Annotated in this window: 20 protein-coding genes; 11 read left to right on the top strand and 9 right to left on the bottom strand. The window is 59.7% G+C overall.

Annotated features, from left to right (window positions below):
- Together ABSG47_RS15705 and ABSG47_RS15700 are read left to right on the top strand one after the other, a co-directional pair.
- Positions 1-873: aminotransferase class I/II-fold pyridoxal phosphate-dependent enzyme (locus ABSG47_RS15705; protein WP_424170642.1), on the top strand; the 873-nt coding region annotated here is incomplete at its 5' end.
- 194 nt (positions 874-1,067) lie between these two features.
- Positions 1,068-2,186, top strand: a complete 1,119-nt coding sequence (locus ABSG47_RS15700; RefSeq protein WP_424170641.1) for a mannose-1-phosphate guanylyltransferase — start codon at positions 1,068-1,070, stop codon at positions 2,184-2,186.
- A gap of 21 nt (positions 2,187-2,207) precedes the next feature.
- Here the strand turns inward: ABSG47_RS15700 and ABSG47_RS15695 are convergent, their stop codons facing one another.
- From ABSG47_RS15695 to ABSG47_RS15660, 8 genes are all read right to left on the bottom strand, one after another.
- Complete coding sequence (locus ABSG47_RS15695) at positions 2,208-2,450, bottom strand: type II toxin-antitoxin system HicA family toxin (protein ID WP_424170640.1); 243 nt, start codon at positions 2,448-2,450, stop codon at positions 2,208-2,210.
- Positions 2,447-2,659, bottom strand: a complete 213-nt coding sequence (locus ABSG47_RS15690; RefSeq protein WP_424170639.1) for a 2-oxoisovalerate dehydrogenase E1 subunit beta — start codon at positions 2,657-2,659, stop codon at positions 2,447-2,449. Before ABSG47_RS15690 ends, ABSG47_RS15695 begins: the two co-directional genes overlap by 4 nt.
- Before the next feature lie 17 nt (positions 2,660-2,676).
- Positions 2,677-3,615 carry a response regulator gene (locus tag ABSG47_RS15685; RefSeq protein ID WP_424170638.1) on the bottom strand — a complete coding sequence of 313 codons (939 nt, stop codon included), beginning with the start codon at positions 3,613-3,615 and terminating at the stop codon, positions 2,677-2,679.
- Positions 3,616-4,558: 943 nt separating this feature from the next.
- Entirely contained in the window at positions 4,559-5,386 is an 828-nt protein-coding gene (gene mutM / locus ABSG47_RS15680; protein WP_424170637.1) for a bifunctional DNA-formamidopyrimidine glycosylase/DNA-(apurinic or apyrimidinic site) lyase, read from the bottom strand.
- An 18-nt stretch (positions 5,387-5,404) separates the two neighbouring features.
- Entirely contained in the window at positions 5,405-6,565 is a 1,161-nt protein-coding gene (locus ABSG47_RS15675) for a hypothetical protein (RefSeq protein WP_424170636.1), read from the bottom strand.
- 185 nt (positions 6,566-6,750) lie between these two features.
- A complete protein-coding gene (locus tag ABSG47_RS15670) occupies positions 6,751-7,278 on the bottom strand; it encodes a nuclear transport factor 2 family protein (protein ID WP_424170635.1) in 528 nt (175 codons plus the stop codon).
- Positions 7,279-7,398: 120 nt separating this feature from the next.
- Positions 7,399-7,686, bottom strand: coding sequence for a putative quinol monooxygenase (locus tag ABSG47_RS15665; RefSeq protein ID WP_424170634.1), 288 nt, complete (start codon positions 7,684-7,686; stop codon positions 7,399-7,401).
- Positions 7,687-7,786: 100 nt separating this feature from the next.
- Entirely contained in the window at positions 7,787-9,106 is a 1,320-nt protein-coding gene (locus ABSG47_RS15660; protein ID WP_424170633.1) for an adenylosuccinate synthase, read from the bottom strand.
- A gap of 173 nt (positions 9,107-9,279) precedes the next feature.
- On the opposite strand from ABSG47_RS15660, the gene ABSG47_RS15655 reads away from it, so the two are divergent.
- From ABSG47_RS15655 to ABSG47_RS15635, 5 genes are all read left to right on the top strand, one after another.
- Entirely contained in the window at positions 9,280-9,600 is a 321-nt protein-coding gene (locus ABSG47_RS15655) for a hypothetical protein (RefSeq protein ID WP_424170632.1), read from the top strand.
- The gene (locus tag ABSG47_RS15650; RefSeq protein WP_424170631.1) at positions 9,597-9,965 is read left to right on the top strand and encodes an HVO_A0114 family putative DNA-binding protein; all 369 of its coding nucleotides are present in this window, start codon (positions 9,597-9,599) and stop codon (positions 9,963-9,965) included. Before ABSG47_RS15655 ends, ABSG47_RS15650 begins: the two co-directional genes overlap by 4 nt.
- A 141-nt stretch (positions 9,966-10,106) precedes the next feature.
- Positions 10,107-11,027 carry a hypothetical protein gene (locus ABSG47_RS15645; protein WP_424170630.1) on the top strand — a complete coding sequence of 307 codons (921 nt, stop codon included), beginning with the start codon at positions 10,107-10,109 and terminating at the stop codon, positions 11,025-11,027.
- 63 nt (positions 11,028-11,090) lie between these two features.
- Positions 11,091-11,666 carry an RNA polymerase sigma factor gene (locus tag ABSG47_RS15640; protein ID WP_424170629.1) on the top strand — a complete coding sequence of 192 codons (576 nt, stop codon included), beginning with the start codon at positions 11,091-11,093 and terminating at the stop codon, positions 11,664-11,666.
- Positions 11,663-12,172 carry a hypothetical protein gene (locus tag ABSG47_RS15635; protein ID WP_424170628.1) on the top strand — a complete coding sequence of 170 codons (510 nt, stop codon included), beginning with the start codon at positions 11,663-11,665 and terminating at the stop codon, positions 12,170-12,172. Before ABSG47_RS15640 ends, ABSG47_RS15635 begins: the two co-directional genes overlap by 4 nt.
- Before the next feature lie 4 nt (positions 12,173-12,176).
- Here ABSG47_RS15635 and ABSG47_RS15630 read toward each other — a convergent pair whose 3' ends face one another.
- Positions 12,177-13,232: an alginate lyase family protein gene (locus ABSG47_RS15630; protein ID WP_424170643.1), complete on the bottom strand. Its 1,056-nt coding sequence runs from the start codon at positions 13,230-13,232 to the stop codon at positions 12,177-12,179.
- 153 nt (positions 13,233-13,385) lie between these two features.
- Between ABSG47_RS15630 and ABSG47_RS15625 the strand changes: the two genes are divergently transcribed.
- The 4 genes from ABSG47_RS15625 (at position 13,386) to glgC (ending at position 17,159) form a co-directional block, all read left to right on the top strand.
- Positions 13,386-14,003, top strand: a complete 618-nt coding sequence (locus ABSG47_RS15625) for a nitroreductase family protein (protein ID WP_424170627.1) — start codon at positions 13,386-13,388, stop codon at positions 14,001-14,003.
- Between the two features lie 166 nt (positions 14,004-14,169).
- Positions 14,170-14,784, top strand: coding sequence for a YdcF family protein (locus ABSG47_RS15620; RefSeq protein ID WP_424170626.1), 615 nt, complete (start codon positions 14,170-14,172; stop codon positions 14,782-14,784).
- Positions 14,785-14,850: 66 nt separating this feature from the next.
- Entirely contained in the window at positions 14,851-15,600 is a 750-nt protein-coding gene (locus ABSG47_RS15615; RefSeq protein ID WP_424170625.1) for a hypothetical protein, read from the top strand.
- A gap of 305 nt (positions 15,601-15,905) precedes the next feature.
- Positions 15,906-17,159: a glucose-1-phosphate adenylyltransferase gene (gene glgC / locus ABSG47_RS15610; RefSeq protein WP_424170624.1), complete on the top strand. Its 1,254-nt coding sequence runs from the start codon at positions 15,906-15,908 to the stop codon at positions 17,157-17,159.
- Positions 17,160-17,849: the final 690 nt, after the last annotated feature.

Raw genomic sequence — 17,849 nt, 5'->3', positions numbered from 1 at the left:
GCGCTCTTCAATACGATCCAGATTCTCGTGGATCACGGCGATGAGGTGATTCTGCCGGTGCCGTACTGGGTGAGCTTCAAGGACATCATTCAGTATGCGGGCGGCAAGGTGGTCTTCCTCGAAACCAGCGAGGCGGAAAACTTCCGCATCACGGCAGATGCAATTGAGAAGGCGATCACGCCAAAGACAAAGGCAATCATTTTGAATTCGCCCTCGAATCCGGCAGGCTCCGTGATGAGCGCGCAGGACCTGGAGCGCATTGTGCATCTGGCGCATGAGCGCGGAATTTTCCTGCTGCTCGATGAGTGCTACGTGTACCTCAACTATGCGGGCCGCTGCGTCTCCGGCGGTTCCTACACATGGGCCAAAGAGCATCTCGTCATTCTCGGCTCGCTCTCAAAGACCTACTCGATGACGGGCTGGCGCGCAGGTTACGCGCTGGCTTCAAAGCAGGTGGTTGCAAATCTGAGCAAGCTGCAGTCGCAGTCCACCTCGAATGCGACGAGCATCGTGCAGAAGGCCTCGATTGCGGCGCTTGCGGGACCGCAGGATTGCGTCTGCGAATTTCGCGCTGAGTTTATCCAACTGCGCGATTACATGCTGAAAAAGCTGACGGAGATTCCGGGCGTGACATGCACCAAGCCCGAAGGCGCATTCTATGTGTATCCCAACATCGGCGCGTTTATCGGCAAGGGCGGCATCCAGTCTGCCACAGAGCTGGCCACGCGCCTGCTGCATGAGGCGCACGTGGTAACGGTGCCAGGCGAGGCATTCGGCACCAGCGAGCACATCCGCCTCTCCTACCCGGTGACCAGGGAGAGCATCGACGAAGGCACGCGCCGTATGGCGGAATTTCTTCAAAATCTCGGCTAGGACTGGCTGTCCAGGCCAATGCGAGCCCGACGCAGGCTCAGCCACGCGTCGGAAGCATTTCATAATCCCTACAGTGGAGAAGAGCTGCAAGGGGCGCTTGCAACTTCGGAAAAACTCGAAAAATAAAGAAGTTGTATACGTAGCGGTTACATTTACTAGACAATCCTGCATTACGCATAGAGAATGTGACTTCCATGTCAAAGACTATCGATTTTCGTCCTGTAATTCTGGCCGGGGGTAGCGGTACTCGTTTCTGGCCGCGTTCGCGGCGTGCGCACCCAAAGCAGGTGCTGGCTCTTGACGGCGAGCGCTCGATGATTCAGCAGACGGTGGAGCGTCTCAAGCCGCTGAGCGGCGTGGAGCACACATGGGTCATTACCAATGAGCTGCTGGCCGGGGAGATTGCCGATCAGCTCAAGGGCGTGCCGGCATCGCAGATTGTGCAGGAACCTGCGGCGCGGAACACCGCTCCGGCGTGTGGCCTGGCAGCATTCCTGATCGAGAAGGATAATCCTGACGCCGTGCTTGGCATCTTCCCATCGGATCATGTGATTGGCGACGAGCCGCGCTTTCTGAAGATTCTGCAGCGAGGCATTGCGCTTGCCGCTGCCGGGGCGAATATGGTCGTGCTGGGCATTGAGCCGGCCAGGCCGGAGACCGGCTACGGCTACATTGAAACTGGCGACTTGGCCGGGGATGACTCCACGCTGCGCGTGCGTCGCTTTACTGAGAAGCCAAACCTGATGAAGGCCGAAGAGTTTATTGCGGCGGGAAATTACTACTGGAACTCCGGAATGTTTCTGTGGTCGGCGCGCACGCTGGCCAACGCCGTCCGCGAGCACGTTCCGGAGACAGCGCCGCTGCTGGAAGAGATTGCCGCGGCCTACGGCACACCAAAGTTCGAAAAGGTCTTTGCGGAGCTTTACCCCAGGTGCGAGAACATCTCGGTGGACTACGCGATTCTGGAGCCGCGTTCGGCAAAAGGCGAGCATAAGTCGAACCTCTACTGCCTGCCGGCGGAGTTTGCGTGGAACGATCTCGGCTCCTGGGCCTCTCTATACGAGTATCAGTTGGAGACGCGGCTGCGCGGCGACGGCGACGGCAACGTGGCTGATACGGACGGCCATCTGACGATTCACGGCGCGAATAACTACATCTACAGCCCGCGAAAATTTGTGGCGCTGGTGGGCGTCGAAAACCTCGTCATCGTGGATACCGAAGACGCGCTGCTGATCGCGCACCGCGATCACTCGCAGGATGTAGGCAAGATTGTGAAGGAACTGAGTCAGCAGGGGAAGACAGAGCTGATTTAAGGCAATCTTCGTGTCAGTACGTCACAGGTCCAATATTTCAAGCAATTGATCTACGATGATGCCGTGGTGTGCGGAAATGCGCTTGAGAATACTTGCCAGCGTTCCGACCTTGATTGGATCGTGATGAGGGATAACTTCATGGAACTCGCCATCGCGCTGTGTTGTTACGCGGATGTGTGATCCTGTCTGGCGCGAGACTTCATAGCCCATTACACGCAATGCTTTTACCAGGCGAGTTCCATCAATGTCACGAGGCAGCCTCACTGAACCAGAACTTCATCCCGCACAAAGTGGAGGCGGATGATCTTCGGCGCCGGCATAGACTCGTCGAAATAGCACTTCACGGCATCCTTCACCATTGCGCGCAACTCCTCAATGGTATTTGCCTGAGTGTCAATTCCATAACCGAGAGCGGAGGCTGTGTAGCCTCCGTCAATTTCGTCTTCGCGCACTTCAAAGATGATTTCACTCATCGCAATATGACCTTAGCTTACATCGGCTGCGGCATGTGCTCTTCGTCCTCTTCCAGACCGTAGCGGCGGAGGAGGTTCGGCAGGCTCTGCGAGAAGGCCGAGCGCGGCATGACGGTATCGCAGCCGGCTTCCGTGGCCTTGAGCTTCAGGTCGCCCTGCAGGTGCGAGAGGAAGCCGATGATGGAGGTCGACTTCTTGAACTTCGTCTTGAACTTGGGAATCAGCGTCATCGGCTTGGCGTTGGCGTTGTTCAGGTCAAAGACCATCAGGCGCGGCCGGTCGGCTTCGGCCAGTTCGGAGAGGCGGGTAACCACTTCCTTCTCGCCCTTGACAAACTCCACCTTGACGCCCAGCTTGCGCGCAGTCTCCTGAATCTTGGCCAGGAAGAACAGATCCTCAATGAAGCAGAAGATGCGCGTAGGCGCGTCATGGCGCACTGTCGGCGGAGGCGTGTGGTCGTAGAGGTCGGTATGATGGTAAGCCGCTCCGCCATTCGCGATTTGAATGGTGGAGGCCGGGCCATCCGCCACATTGCCATTCACGACGCGGTAGCTGTGGTCCATGGGACCCACAAACTCGCGCGGGCCGCGCTGCTTGTTCTTGCGCTTGTTCTGTCCGCCGTGTTGAGGCGCAATGCTGTTCCCCGGCTCCGGACGCGGCGCGCCGCCAGTTCTGCCCTCAAAAAACTTTTTCTTTTTCTTCTTGCGTCGTCCGCCATCGCCCTGAGACTGGCCCATGGGCGCGCCCTGCGGAGAGCTATGCATTTGGGGCTTGGGAGCCTGGGACTGTTGCTGAGGCTGCTGCTGGCCTTGCGGTGCGGCGGGGCCGGTCTTGTTCTTGCGCCGCCGTCGCCGCCGGCGATGCCCCTGAGCCGGGCCTTGGCTTTGCACTTGGCCCGGCGCTGTGGCCGAGACTGGCCCCATGTCGGTCTGGGGCTGCGTCGAATCTGTTGTCATGCGTATACTTCCTGACAGTTTGTTATTGAAATCATGAATGCCCGGGGTAAGTTTGTCTTCACTGTAGCGATGGGATTCATCCGAAATGCCCGGTACGCGGAAGCAGCCGTGCCTGGCGTCTCCCGCAGAGGAGACAGGCATGATAAGGGCGTGGCACGGAGTTTAACTCCGCACTTTGCCACGACGGCTTCCTTCCCAGAACTATACGTAGATGTCCACCTGTTCGTTGCCTGGAACCGGCGCACTCGCTGCGTGCGGCTGGCTCCTCTCTATCGAATCCAACATGCTGCTACCAGAGCTGTTCCCGCGCGGCAGCTTATGCCATGCGTTTCCCCTGAAGCTGCCTTGGCGAGCGGCTGCCTGACTGGACGCGCCTCTTGCCTTTGATCAATCATGCCTGATCTGAATGGGGAGAATTCGCTTGCCGGTGACTTGAACAGGTCCACCGGATTCTGACGAAGTTTCCTTGCTTTGCGGCGAACTCGCTCTGCCCGCTAAAGGGGTAGGCTGGCATCAGCCGCTCTGATCGGCAAATTCGATACTACTCCCGACTGCAAAGACTGGCAAGTGGCGGAAGCAATGCCTGCAAGGGAAATTTTTGCCCCAAATGCGAAGCGCCACTCCAAATCTGGAGTGGCGCTAGTCACTGGCCTCCCGAATGCGCTGCACAGGGCCTTCAGCCCCGGTCTCTTCTGAGCTCCTGCAGGTGCCTGCTCTTGGGCGGCATCTCTTGCGGGCTCAGTTTTTATGGCGCTTCGGAGGACTTCGCCCCCTGGCGGCCATTCATCACTGGCACCCTACATAAAGCAATTTCCATGCCGTTCTATCGAATCAATCATTTCAACGGTTTACGAGATTCACGGAGCTGGTTTGATCTGAAATCTGGAGAATTGCAGGGGGTAGATTTCAAAAAATCATAGATTCTTTATGCGCAGTATGCGATTCAGCGCTGGCATGTAGGGCAATAGTGGGTGCCGCGCCCTGCGACGATGATCTTGCGAATGGGCGTTCCGCAGTGGCGGCACGGCTGGTCTTCGCGGGAGTAGACGCAGTGCTCAAGCTGGAAAAAGCCGCGGACGCCTTCGGCATCAACGTAATCGGAGACGGACGAGCCCCCAAGCTCGATCGCGTGGCGGAGAACCTGTTGCAAGGCCGCGTGCAGGCGGTCCAGCTCGGCGCGGGTGAGGCGTCCAGTCTGACGGCGCGGGCGAATCCCGGCGCGGAAGAGGCTTTCATCGGCATAAATGTTGCCCACGCCGGAGAGCAGCGACTGATTCAGCAGTGCGGCCTTGATGGCGAGCTTGCGATGACGAAACAGGGTGGCAAATTCCTCTGGAGTAATGGCAAGCGGCTCGGAACCGGCGGCGGTAAAGGCTGTGCCGCGCAGCAGGTCGCGAAACTCCAGGCGGCCAAAGCGGCGCGGATCGACGAAGCGTATCTCTTTGCCGCTCTGGAGGCGCAGGCGCGCGTGGGTGTGCGGAGCCAGCTCGGCGTCCGGCGTAGTGACCAGCAGGCGTCCGGTCATGCCAAGGTGGACAATCCACTGGGAAGTTGCCGGCCCGGAGGGCATCTCCCCCAGCTCGCAGACAATGTGTTTACCGGTGCGGCGCACGGACAGGAACAGGCGGCCTTCAAGGCCTTTCGCCTGCTTGATCGGACTGGTTTTGAACGGCTCCTTGTGGCTGCCGAGCCAGACCTCAACAATGCGGTCACCCTGCACGCGCGCATGCACGCCGCTGGCGATGGTTTCTACTTCAGGCAGCTCAGGCATAGAGAGATTGTAAAAGCCTTACCGACTGCGGCACTTGTAATCGGACACCGGCTTCGAGATCGCGTTTCCGTTGATATCGACCGGAAGATACCCGTCCGGACAGACAAAGAGCGTGGGCGAGCCGAACCGGGTGTAATCTTCCTTGTCGAGGCCCGTGCCTGCGGGCTTGTCGGTTCTCAACGGGTCCAGCGCGAAGGATTGCCCGCCCGGATGCACGACCTGCAGATAGACATTCTGGCCGCAATTATTGAAGTACTGGTTCGCGTGGTAGGGCGCGTTGAAGTCCATCTTGATGCAGGTGGCGGAGAGTGCCGGAATGTACTGCACCGGCGCGCTTGCGGAACCGGAACCGGCCGCGGCTGGCTGTACCTGAGCCGCCGGCTGTGACGGTGCAGGAGTGGATGCAGCTCCTGCTCCAGTACCGGAAGCCGCTGGCGCGGAGGCCGGAACTGAAGTAGCTGTAACCGATGCCGGTGGAGCTGGAGCGGGCGGCTGCGTTGGGGAAGCGGCGGCTGCCGCGGGCGTGGCAGGCCCGGCCACAGCCGCCGGTGAGGGCGGCGCGGTTGGAGAGGCCGAAGGAGCCTTCACGGCCGGTGCTTGTACGGAGGGTGCCTGTATTGCCGGAGCCTGCACGGAAGGCATCTGCACCGACGGAGCTTGAATTGCGGGTGCCTGCACCGCCGGAACCTGCACCGCCGGGGCTGCCGGTACCGCGGGCGCTTGCGGCAACTGCGGAGCAGCAACGGCTGGTGCTTGCGGAGCCTGTGGAGCCTTCGGAGCGCTGCCCCCGCCGAAGAGCTTCATTAAGCCGCTTTTTTTAGGCGGCGGAGGAGGTGGAGGTGGTGGCGGCGGCGGCGGCGGCGGCGGTGGAGGCGCAGCAGGGGGCGGCGGAGGCGGAGGTGGCGCAGTCATGGCCGCCAGCTCGGCCTCGGTCGCTCCGGCCCTCTGGAGCGCGATCAACGCCTCGGCAGAAGTATCGAGCTTTCCGGCGAGCGATTTAATCTTGTTGACCACCACGGCCTCCGCCATGCCGTTCTGCACCAGCTTCAGAATCTCTATGTTCGGCGGGATGGGCGGAGCGGCTTGCGGCTGAGCCTGTTGCGCAGGCAGCGCAAGAGGAAGAAGGAGCATTGCGGCAAAAGCCGGCAGCGTCCCGAGATAACGCTTCGTATGGCGCATAAGTTTTCCAGTCGTGGCTCGGAGTTCAGGCACGCTTCCGAATCCGAGATGCTCTGTGTCCCCGGAGCAATCACAGCCAGCATAAATACAGGCCGCCGCCCCGCACTCAGAATCTTATGCGATTCCATGCACGGCGGCACCAAAAAATCCGGAGTATTTTTGCGGCGGCGGCGGAACGGGAACGGCTATTTCTTGTCGCCGCCCTCGCGGATTCGGCTGGCTTCAAAGCTGACGATCTTCCACGCGCCCTTGGAGTCGCGGACATAAATGCGTGTGTAACGAAAGCTGCCGGTGATGTCGCCGCCAGGGCTGCTGCCCGTTACTTCTGCGCGGCTGGTGACCACGGCCGTCCGCGCGTAAAACCGCACTTTGCGGTCGGAGAGATCCGTCTGGGTAAACTGCGTGGTGCCCTTGCGCAGGGCAGCCAGGGTTTCGTCCTTGGATTGCAGGGTTCCGTTGGCCGTGATGCCGATGTAGTCGTCTGAGAGCAGTCCCGTCATGGCTGTCGCGTCGTGCTTTAGAGCAGCGGTGCGCCAGGCTTCCTCGAGCTTGTCAATCTCATGCTTGCTCTCGTGGCGCTCAGAGAGCGGCATACCCGGTTTGGGGGTCTGAGGTTTGGTCGGCTGCGCGTGGGCCTGGAAGACGGCAAAAAGGGCAGCCATTACCGCCAGGCTGCTCCAGTACGAGAGAGTGTGGGCGCGCTTCTGTGGCATAGGCCGTACCGGATGGTAGCTTTGAATCGCGTCAGAGGTCAATGTGTTGTTTTCGCGGCGCACACGGATACCGAAATTTAAGACGCTTCCGGAAGCGGAATGGCAGCAGAGGCGCGCAAATCAGGCCAGAGCGACGAGGTCTTCGCGGACCCGCTCCCGCATCTTCTGGTAGAGCCCGCCTACGGCGTAACGCTTGAAGTGCGCCGATTGCTGATGGGCTTCAAGCGCCTCCTGGCCCGTGTACTGCTCATAGATGATGATGGTGTCGGGATCGCCGTAAACCGCGTGCGGAACGTATGTGGCGCAGCCGGGTTCCTCGCGCGAGGCGAGAGTCAAGGCACGAAGAATCTCCGCGATTTCGGAGCGGTCCTCCGGGGAAAAAGTCATGCGAACGGTGAAGCTGATCATGGGTAGGATTCCTGTTGATCCTGCAGGCAGTCAGCTCCTGTCAGGTGGTCAGCCTCCATGCTCTGAAGGCAGGCTCAGTAATCGTACCCCAGGAAGCTCCTCACCGGTGGATTTCCTTCAGAACCCCGGCAAATTCCGGAAGAATCATCGTCTGGTCGCGATCCGGGCCTGTGGAAACCATGCCGATCTTTGCCCCGCTCTCTTTTTCCTGGAAGCGGAGATACTCCTGCGCAGCCTTGGGCAGCTTTTCAAAGTCCGTAATGCCTTCCGTGGAGCTCTGCCAGCCCTTCAACCTGGTGTAAACAGGCTTGATGGCTTCCAGACCATGCACGTCGGCAGGGATTTCGTCCGTAACTTTGCCGTCAATCTCATAGCCGATGCAGATGGGAATCTCGTCCAGCTCATCGAGAACGTCCATCTTGGTCACCACAAGCCACTCCGCGCCGTTGATGGTATTCGAGTAGCGCAAGAGCGGAATGTCCAGCCAGCCGCAGCGCCGGGGACGCCCGGTGACCGCGCCGTACTCGTTGCCGCGCGCGCGCAGATGGTCGCCGATGGGGTCGTGAATCTCCGTCGGGAACGGACCCTCGCCCACGCGCGTCACATACGCCTTGGTCACGGAGATCACCGTGCCTATATTCGTCGGCCCCACGCCGGTTCCGGTTGCCGCGCCACCCGCCGTGGCCGAGGATGAGGTCACAAACGGATAGGTGCCGTGGTCGATGTCGAGCATGGTGCCCTGCGCGCCCTCAAACATCACGCTGCCGCCGTCTTTGATGATGCCGTTGAGCATGCGCGCGCCATCCACCACAAAGGGGCGAACCTGCTCGGCTGCCGCGGCGTACTCGTCAAACATCTTCTGCGGGTCCAGCGGTTCAGTGCCGTAGAGAGCATGCACAATGGCGTTCTTTTCCGCGCAGGCGGCCTCGATGTGCGTCTTCAGCAGATCGTGATTCAGCAGGTCAACAATGCGCAGACCGCTGCGGGCCATCTTGTCTTCATACGCGGGGCCAATGCCGCGGCTGGTGGTGCCGATCTTCTGGCGTCCCGGTGCGCTCTCGGCAGCCAGCTCAATCATGCGGTGGTAGGGCAGAATCACCTGCGCGCGATTCGAGACGCGTAGCTGCGCGTCCACATCCACGCCAAGCTCGCGAATGCGGGCCACTTCCTTGAGAAACGCGATGGGATCGAGCACAACGCCATTGCCGATGATGCCCATGCAATTGGGGCGCAGCACACCGCAGGGAATGAGCTGAAGCACAAATTTCTGGCCGCTGATAATGACGGTGTGGCCGGCGTTATGCCCGCCGGCGTAGCGCGCCACGGCGCTGAAGCCGTCGCTCAACACGTCTACAATCTTGCCCTTGCCCTCGTCGCCCCACTGGGCGCCCAGCACCACTGCCGTCTTCGCTCGTATCACTTTAGAAATCCGCACTTTCACAGAAAATACCGGCCCGCGCAGAAAGAAGAACCTGCACGCACCGGACAATATCTCAGATGCACCCAAACGGGCACACGCCATCTCTGATGATAAACCCTCGGATGTTTCTCTTCAGATGAGAGAATTTTTGTTTCATCTGCTATGCTTGCGCCATGATCCCAGGACGTCCCCGGCGGGTTCTGACGAAGGTAGTGGACGAAGAATTTGTGGTTCGATGCCGGTCGGGCAGCACGGGCATCTTCCGCGAAGAGGTGTTTCACGACGAGAACGGCGTTGTTGTGAAATACAACCTTGCGTTCATTCATTTTGGGCTGAACCAGGAAGACAACGGTCGCGTACTGGGATACGACAATGCACACGGCTTTCACGAGCGGCACTGGATGGGGAAGTCGGAAAGGGTGCAGTTTCACGACTATACCGCTGCGTTCGATAGGTTTATGTGGGAACTGAACGAATTGAAGGAGCAGGCATGAAGACGATTGTCGGCGTTGAGAGCTTTGAGGAGATGTGGGCACGCAAGAGGGCGCGGGCAGTGCGGCTTACGGCAGGCGAGCGCATCCGGCCGGAGAAGCGGATCACCTTTGAGAGCCCGATTGACCTGTTTTCCTGCATTACGCCCGAGCGCATTCGGCTGATTGAAGCGGCGCGAGAGACTCCGCGGTCGATCTCTGAGCTCGCGAAGACGCTGAAGCGCCAGCGTGCCGCCGTGCACCGGGATGTGAAGGCGCTGGCAGATTATGGCCTGATTGCTCTGCGCAAGGAAAAGAATCCGGGGCACGGGCAGATACAGCTTGTCACAGCCACGGCGCAGGCGTTTACCGTAACCGCAAAGTTCTGACAGTCACTACTCCAGCGAAAATCCCGTAAATTGCCGGAGGCGCGTGATGCCGAATGCTCCCCTCTGTTAACCATTCCCCATCTGGTCCGTTGTGGAGATAGAAGATCTTCGCAACGCTCTTTCACCTAAGGGGACCAGACCATGCCGATTCGCCGTAACCTCCTCACCTGCTGCCTTTTGCTCGCAGCATTCGCGCCCTGCGCAATCGCCGTGCAGACGCATCCTGCCAAACCGGCAGCGCCGCAGCCGCCTGCAGCCGTTGCGGCGCCTGTGCCAAGCGATAAAGAAGTAGCCACAACGCAGCGCCAGCTCATTGAGCTGCTGCGCCTGAGCCCCACGCTGACAACCGTGATCTCGCGCGACCCTTCGCTGCTGGCCAACCAGGATTACGTGAGCCGCAACAATCCGCAACTGGCGGCATTTATGGCAACGCATCCTGAGATCGCGCGCAATCCGGATTTCTATCTCTTTACGCACATTAACGCGCATGACGACAGCCCGGATGAAGCATTGGAGCGCGCGGTGTGGCCCGAGGTCTACCGCATGCAGGCTCCGCGTTCAGGCTTCGACAATTTTTTAAGTGACCTTCCGCCGGTTTTGGCCATGATAGCGTTTGTCATCGCCGCAGGCTGGATTGTGCGTCTGTTCATCGAGAACCGCCGCTGGAGCCGCACCTTCCAGCTCCAGAGCGAAGTCCACGGCCGCATCATCGACAGGTTCGCCACCACGCAGGAACTGTCCGGATACATGGAGACTGAGGCGGGAAGAAAATTCCTGGAGGCCGCCCCCATCCCGCTCCATGCCGCGCAGGACCCTATGCCCAATGCCGTGGCGCGCGTGCTCACACCCCTGCAGATTGGCGTGGTGATGATCCTCCTGGGAATCGGCTTCCTGCTGCTGCGCAACGTGCGTGCGGACTACCACACACCAATGCTGGTGCTGGGCGTAGTTACGCTGATGCCGGGAATTGGATTTATCCTTTCATCAGGACTCACATGGGCTCTGGCCGGGCGGTTGGGCCTGATGCCGGGTCGGGATAGCCGTACAGGTACTGAACAGTAAGTGTCATGGACAATCACCATGGCGCCGATTGGGAAGAAGCAAAGGCCGATGAGACCCGACTCTATGAGACTAGACGCGACCATTTCGAATGCACTTGCGGGCGATGCGGTAGCAACGCCCGCAACCGCCATGCAGAATGACGCCTTCGCCGCGTTCTATGAGCGCTCCGCGCGGCCGCTCTGGGCGTACCTGGCGCGGGTCTCCGGCGATGCGGCTCTGGCTGACGATCTGCTCCAGGAAAGCTACATGCGCTTCTTGTGCGCGGACGCCGAGTTGGATGGCGAAGTGGCGTCGCGAAAGTATCTCTTCCGCATTGCCACCAACCTGATGAAAGATTACTGGCGAAAGCCGCGCGCAACATCCATGGACGAAGTACCGGAAGAACATTTCTCTGCACATGGAACTTCAGCGCAGGTTGAGACGGAGATGATGCTGGGCCCCGCGCTCAAGCAGATGCGCCCGCGTGAGCGGCAACTGCTGTGGCTGGCATACGCGGAGGGCTATTCGCACCGTGAAATCGCTGAGGTGACGGGTTTGGCTTCGGCAAGCATCCGGCTGCTGTTATTCCGCGCGCGGCGTAAGGTAGCGCGGCTCATCACGGATCGAGCCACGGATCAGACCGCGGGAAGGATGCAATGACCATTCGAAACTGCATCCATGAAAAAGATGTGGCCGAGCTGCTCAAGCGCGGCCAGTGGCCCGCGCTGGCCTCAGCGGAGACACGCGCGCACATGGCCGAGTGCGCCTCCTGCCGCGATCTGACTTCCGTGACGCAGGCCTTTCAGCGGGAGCGCGCCGTCGCTTCAGTACAAGCCCGCCTCGAATCCCCCGGAGTCCTCTGGTGGCGCGCGCAGCTTCGCAAGCGGAACGCGGCTCTCAAGCAGGTGAACCGCCCGCTGGTAGCGGCGCAGGTCTTTGCGGTTGCACTAGGGCTTGTAGCTGCAATGGCGTGCGTGGCTATGGCTTCGCGCTCCGGCGCGGGCTGGCTCCGGCCGGTGGCGGAGCTGCCATCGGCGCTTCATATTTCCGCCATGCTGCCAGAAGCGTGGCAGAATACTCCGGCTCCCTGGCTGGTCCTTCTGACGATTGCCGCGCTGACGGTGATGGGCGGCGTCTTTGTCTACAAGGCGTCAGAGGAACGCTGAAGTGCTACTCCGGCGGCAAACCACCCCATTGCCAGAAGCGCGTAGTCTCAGCCTGGGCGATCCACGCGGAAAGCTGCGGATCGGGATAGTGCTTCACATACGGCACAGCCCAGCCTATATCGGCCCCGGAGATTTTGTCCGACACCTTCTGTGCCACCCCGGTGGATTTCTGAAAGATCTCCGGATGCTGCAACCCGGCCTCGCATAGCTGCGCCAATCGCTGAATACCATTGTGATTCTCGCTGTAGAGATCGATGCCGTTCACGCGGCCCAGCTCAGCCAGCATCACCAGCGGCGCAAGCGCGTAGAGATGGTAATGCAGCGCCATACCTGCCCGCTCAAGCTCACGCGGAAGCACGCCGACGGGCGAAATCTCATCAATGCCGGTCTTGCCTGCGGAGATGCCCCAATGCAGATCGCTCGCGTTGTTATTCGCAATTCCAGCCGCGGCAACAGCAAGCCCCGACCAGTAGCCGTGATTGTTCCACGCGTCGCTGTGTGGATTCCGGCGCTGGCCATCGACATAATCGCGCACGCGCCCGGCAATCTTCTCAAACCACTTCTGGATCGCCTTGTCCTGATCGGGCGTTCCCACGCCGGTATCGCGAATCTTGAGGTACGCCATGCCGGTTCCGGCGAGCAGCCATTTCTGCACATAATGGGACTGGCCGGTGGGCTGCACGCCGGTCATGGCATCCTCCTGCGCGGCTGCGGTAAGCAGGCTGTAAGCGCAGGTGACGGCGGCACGGCTGCCCTTGCTCAGATAATCGTCAGCCGCCTGCGTGACGAACTGGCCCAGATGCGTCGGCCCTGCCGTGGCATCTTCTTCAGCCTTCTTTTTAGCGGGATCGATGACGGAGTGGTTTGCGTCGATGTAGTAGCCCTCGGCGTCGATCGTCTTTGTCAGCGCCGGCAGCTCAGGGCAGTTGTAAGGCGCATCGGTCAGAGCAACGGCACGGCCATCCCACGGCGACTGGAGCCTGGCGTCGGCGGCATGGCACGCGGGCGCGGCGAGAGATACCGGCAAAAAAGCTGTTAGTAATAAAGCGAGGCGTTTCATCACGGGCGGGCGTCCAGGATGATTCAATTCCATTGAAATAGACGGCAAGGCACAAGGAATGGCCGCTAGGTTTTCCGAATCCCTGGCCTGCCCGAGCAATCCAAAACAATACGATCTCATATCTTTACCCTCTAATTCAGGAGCAAATTCCCAATGACTCTTTCCGCCGATGAAGTAAAGCAGTTGAAGCAGGCCCCCGCACATGACGGAGTGATCCCGGCGGTGCTGCGCCGCTGGAGCCCTCGCGCTTATTCTGACAAGCCGGTAAGCGATGCCGACCTGAAGACCATCTTTGAGGCTGTGCGCTGGACGGCTTCGTCCTCGAATGAGCAGCCGTGGCGCTTTATTGTGGGCCGCAAGGGATCGGAGACCTACGAGAAGATCCTCAGCTCGCTGGTTGAATTCAACCAGCTTTGGGCAGGTAAAGCTCCCGTGCTGATGATCGGCCTCGCCAACACCCTCAATTCAAAAGGCGCCACCAATGGAGCCGCCGTCTACGATCTTGGCCAGTCTGCCGCCATGCTCGTCCTTCAGGCGGCAGACCTCGGCCTTGAAGCTCACCAGATGGGCGGCTACGACCGAGACAAGGCGCGGCAACTCCTTGGCATCCCCGCGGAATTCCATCTCGGCGCAGCCTTAGCCCTCGGCTACCAGGGCGACCCCTCGCTTCTCAATGAACATCAGCAGCAGCAGGAAACCACTCCGCGCAAGCGCAAAGAGCTGAGTGAGTTTGTCTTCGGAGAATGGGGCGAGGCGCTGAAACTCGACTAAGCAGCAACGTATTGAGACGGCCTCTTTCTCCGCAAGCTAAAGTGGAAGAAGAGGCCTTTTAGTTTTGACTCCCCAACCACGGCAACTCGCAGGGCAAACCCCCAGGCGGCGTTCCTCCCGGCACGGCGCGGCACGGTCCGGAATCCGATCTGGGCCCCAACCCCGCTTGATCCGCTGGATTACCGCCGGTGCGCTGGCGGTAATGATTTTTCTGGTCTGGGCAGTGCTGGCGCGCGTCTTCGCACCCAAAGGCAACACGGCAGCCACGCATTTTGACGCCATTATTGTGCTCGGCTACCCAGCCGACAGCGACGGCAACCCCACGCCGGAGCAACTGGCCAGGGTAAGCGAGGGCGTCCATGAGTATGAGCGCGGCATCGCTCCCCGGCTGATCCTGACCGGAGGCGCGGCGCACAACAACATCGTCGAGGCCGAATCGATGGCCCGCGTGGCCCGTGCGCAGGGCGTGCCCCAATCGGCCATCGTGCTGGAGCCGCGGGCCCTGAGCACAATTGACAACGCCTGCTACTCCGCGCGGATCATGAAACAGAACGGCTGGCGCTCGGCGGAGGTAATTACCAGCAAATATCACCTGCCGCGGGCGGGAATGATCTTTAACGATCTGCCGCGCGAGCTGGCAATCGACTGGCGCGGGCATGGCGCTCCGGAGCTGGGGCCGGACCCGGAATCGGCGCCGGGCTGGGCCGTTACCAGCTCTGAGGTGACCAAGACAGTGCGGTATCTGCTCTACGCCCGGTGGGCGGATTCCTGCTCTCCTTAAGCGCAAATGACGGTCAAACTCCTTGCCGCACATTGTCCCTCCTTGGCGCGGTCCTGTAATCTTAAAATGATGCGTTTCCAAGTACGTTCTTTTGCCATGAATGCCGTAGCCGGGCTTGTGCTCTGCGCGGCGATGACAGCCTCGGCCTCGGCCCAGTCGTCCTCCTCTTCTTCGCCGCCTGTGGTGCAGGCTCCGGTGAACGTGCCTCAGCCGGCTTACATCGCTGTCGATCCGCTCGCTGGCGTGCGTTACGACAACCTCTTCGATTTCTCGGTCGGCGCGGCCTATGGGCATATTCATGCCGGGCCCATCCTGACCGAGGGCGCAAACCTGGGCGGACTGGACCTGAGTGGCAGCTACTTGCTTTCCCGGCACTGGCGTCTCGAAGGCACGTTCCGCTCCTACCTGGGCACCAGCGGCGCTGCGCCGAATACGGTGAGCATTCAGGGGCCGTTTGTGGCGCAGTACATGTTTGCTGTGGGGCCTGAGTGGCTCGGTCCGCACAACAAGCACGGCGCAATTATTTTGCATGTGCTGGGGGGCGGCGCGTACGGCGACTTCGAGCAGGATCTGCGCAGCCACCCGCCCTCAACGGTGGGCTTCTACAACAATCAGGTTGCCCCGGCGGTCATCTTCGGCGGTCATCTTGACCTGAACCGCTCGCCGCAGTGGGTCTTCCGCATTACGCCGGATGCGCTGTACACGCGCTACTCCACCGACTATGCGACGAACATCTCCTCCACCGGCGGCCATAATAACTGGAACTTCGGCATCTCCGTGGGCATGGAGTACAAGTTCAAGAAGAAGCGGCGGTAAAGCAGGGAACAAGGAACAAGGAACAAGGGACCAGGAAATCACCCCGAAACCCGCTAGTGCAATTCAAATTGAAAGGCCGCTCAAGCCAAAATCTTGAGCGGCCTTTCGTTTCTATCGGCCCCTCGCCCCCCCGACCCCTGTTCCCTGACCCCTGCTCTCTGATCTCTGATCTCTGACCCCTGACCCCTGTCCTTTCATGCCAGCCTGCATCTTCGTGTGCTATCGTTAGCCGTTCAGCGCTCTTTGGGGGCAATACTGCCGGCGAGCGCTGAAGGATACGCAGATCAAAAGCGGGGATAACAGGAATGAAAGACACGCTTGGAGTTTTGCTGGCTGGTGGGGCGGGGGAACGGCTGTTTCCATTGACGCGGGACCGCGCCAAACCGGCAGTGCCATTCGGCGGGCACTACCGCATTATCGACATTACGCTTTCAAACTGCATTAATTCCGGGCTTAGAAGAGTCTTCATCCTTACGCAATACAAGGCTCTGTCGCTCAACCGGCACATCCGCGAAGGCTGGTCCGGCGCGGTCGCGCAGGAATTGGGCGAATTCTTTGAGCTGCTCCCGCCCATGCAGCGCACCGGAGCCAACTGGTACATGGGCACGGCGGACGCCGTCTACCAGAACATTTATTCCATCGGCAGCGAGCAACCCAAGTACATGATCATCCTCTCCGGCGACCACATCTACAAGATGGACTACAGCCGGATGATGGAGTACCACCAGAAGACCGGAGCCGAGGTCACGCTGGCCACGCTGCCCATTGCGCCCGATGAGGTTTCGCGCTTCGGCGTGGTGGAAGTGAGCCAGAGCGGCCAGGTGGAGGGCTTTCAGGAAAAACCGGCTTCCACAACCTTCCGCTCGCCCTTCAGCCCGAACAATGTGGATGCCTCGATGGGCATTTACATCTTCAATACCGACGTTCTGCTCAAGGCCCTCATTGTCGACGCCGAGGACCCGGATTCCAAGCACGACTTCGGCCACAACATTCTCCCCGCGCTGCTGGGCAAAAAGAAGGTCATGGCCTACAGCTTCGTGGACGAGAACAAGCAGCAGGCGCTCTACTGGCGCGATGTGGGCACGCTCGATGCTTATTACGACGCCAACATGGATCTATGCTCGGTTTCACCTACATTCAATTTGTATGACAAGGACTGGCCGATCCGGACACGCGTTCGGCAGTATCCGCCGGCCAAGTTTGTCTTCGGTGAGCCAGGCAGAACAGGTTCGGCAACCAACTCGGTGATTACAGCGGGCGTCATTATTTCAGGCGCCGCGGTATCGGGCTGCGTGGTCTCGCAGGATGTAAGGATCAACTCCTATTCGCAGGTGGATTCGAGCATCGTCTTTTCGCACGTCAATATCGGGCGGCACTGCCGTATCCGCCGCGCCATCATCGACCGCAACGTGAATATCCCCGAGGGAACAGTCATCGGCTACGACCCGGTGGAGGACAAGAAGCGGTATTTCGTCACACCTTCCGGATTGACGATTGTGACACGCGACGCCTCCATGTTCGAGAACCCGGTGGAACCGGATTTCTTCAAACGGCATTGAGTTTTTTGGGGAATTGCAGGAGTTAGCGTGTGCTGCTGTGCTGGTGAAGGGGTTTGATTTGTGTAGATTGCGGGAGATTGCACAGTTTCCGGCGAAATCTTTATGCGATCTTCATTCCGGAACTGTGCAGCTTCCGGAGCGCCGGATGCGCTCCGGAAGCAGGGACAAAGGGAAAGAGCGACAAAGGGACAAGGGTTATAGATAAAGAGCCTACAAGCCATATATATCCTCGGTGCGGAGTGTTGAGATTGACCGGAAAAGCAAACGGCCCGAATCCGTTGGGGATTCGGGCCGTGGTTTTTTCTGCTCATTATGAGTAAAGCATATTCGGGGTTAATTGCATGCAAATTATCTGAAGGGGTGGGACGGTACGAAAGGGCATTGGACTTTCGTAATGAGACAGGGACAAAGGGACAAAGAAAGCGGGGGCATCTTCTTCATGGTGATTCTGATTGGGAATGACAGAAGATGAAGTCGGTGATCGTGGTATCCCAGGTCCTCAACTGCAAGGACCTGGGGCACCCAACTTTGGTGGTGTAACTTGCTTCCAAAGACCTGGGCCACCCGCCAGGTCGGCTGTTTTGTATTTGAACGGGGCGCGGATCGTTACGGTGAAACGTATTGGTTACTGGTGCGGTCACAGAGACAATGGGCTCCAATTGAAATCGAGCAGCAAGACTATGCTGTCGC

This window comes from Occallatibacter sp., assembly GCF_049510455.1.
GTDB lineage: Bacteria > Acidobacteriota > Terriglobia > Terriglobales > Acidobacteriaceae > Telmatobacter.
This window is presented reverse-complemented; position numbering and strand designations above follow the sequence as displayed.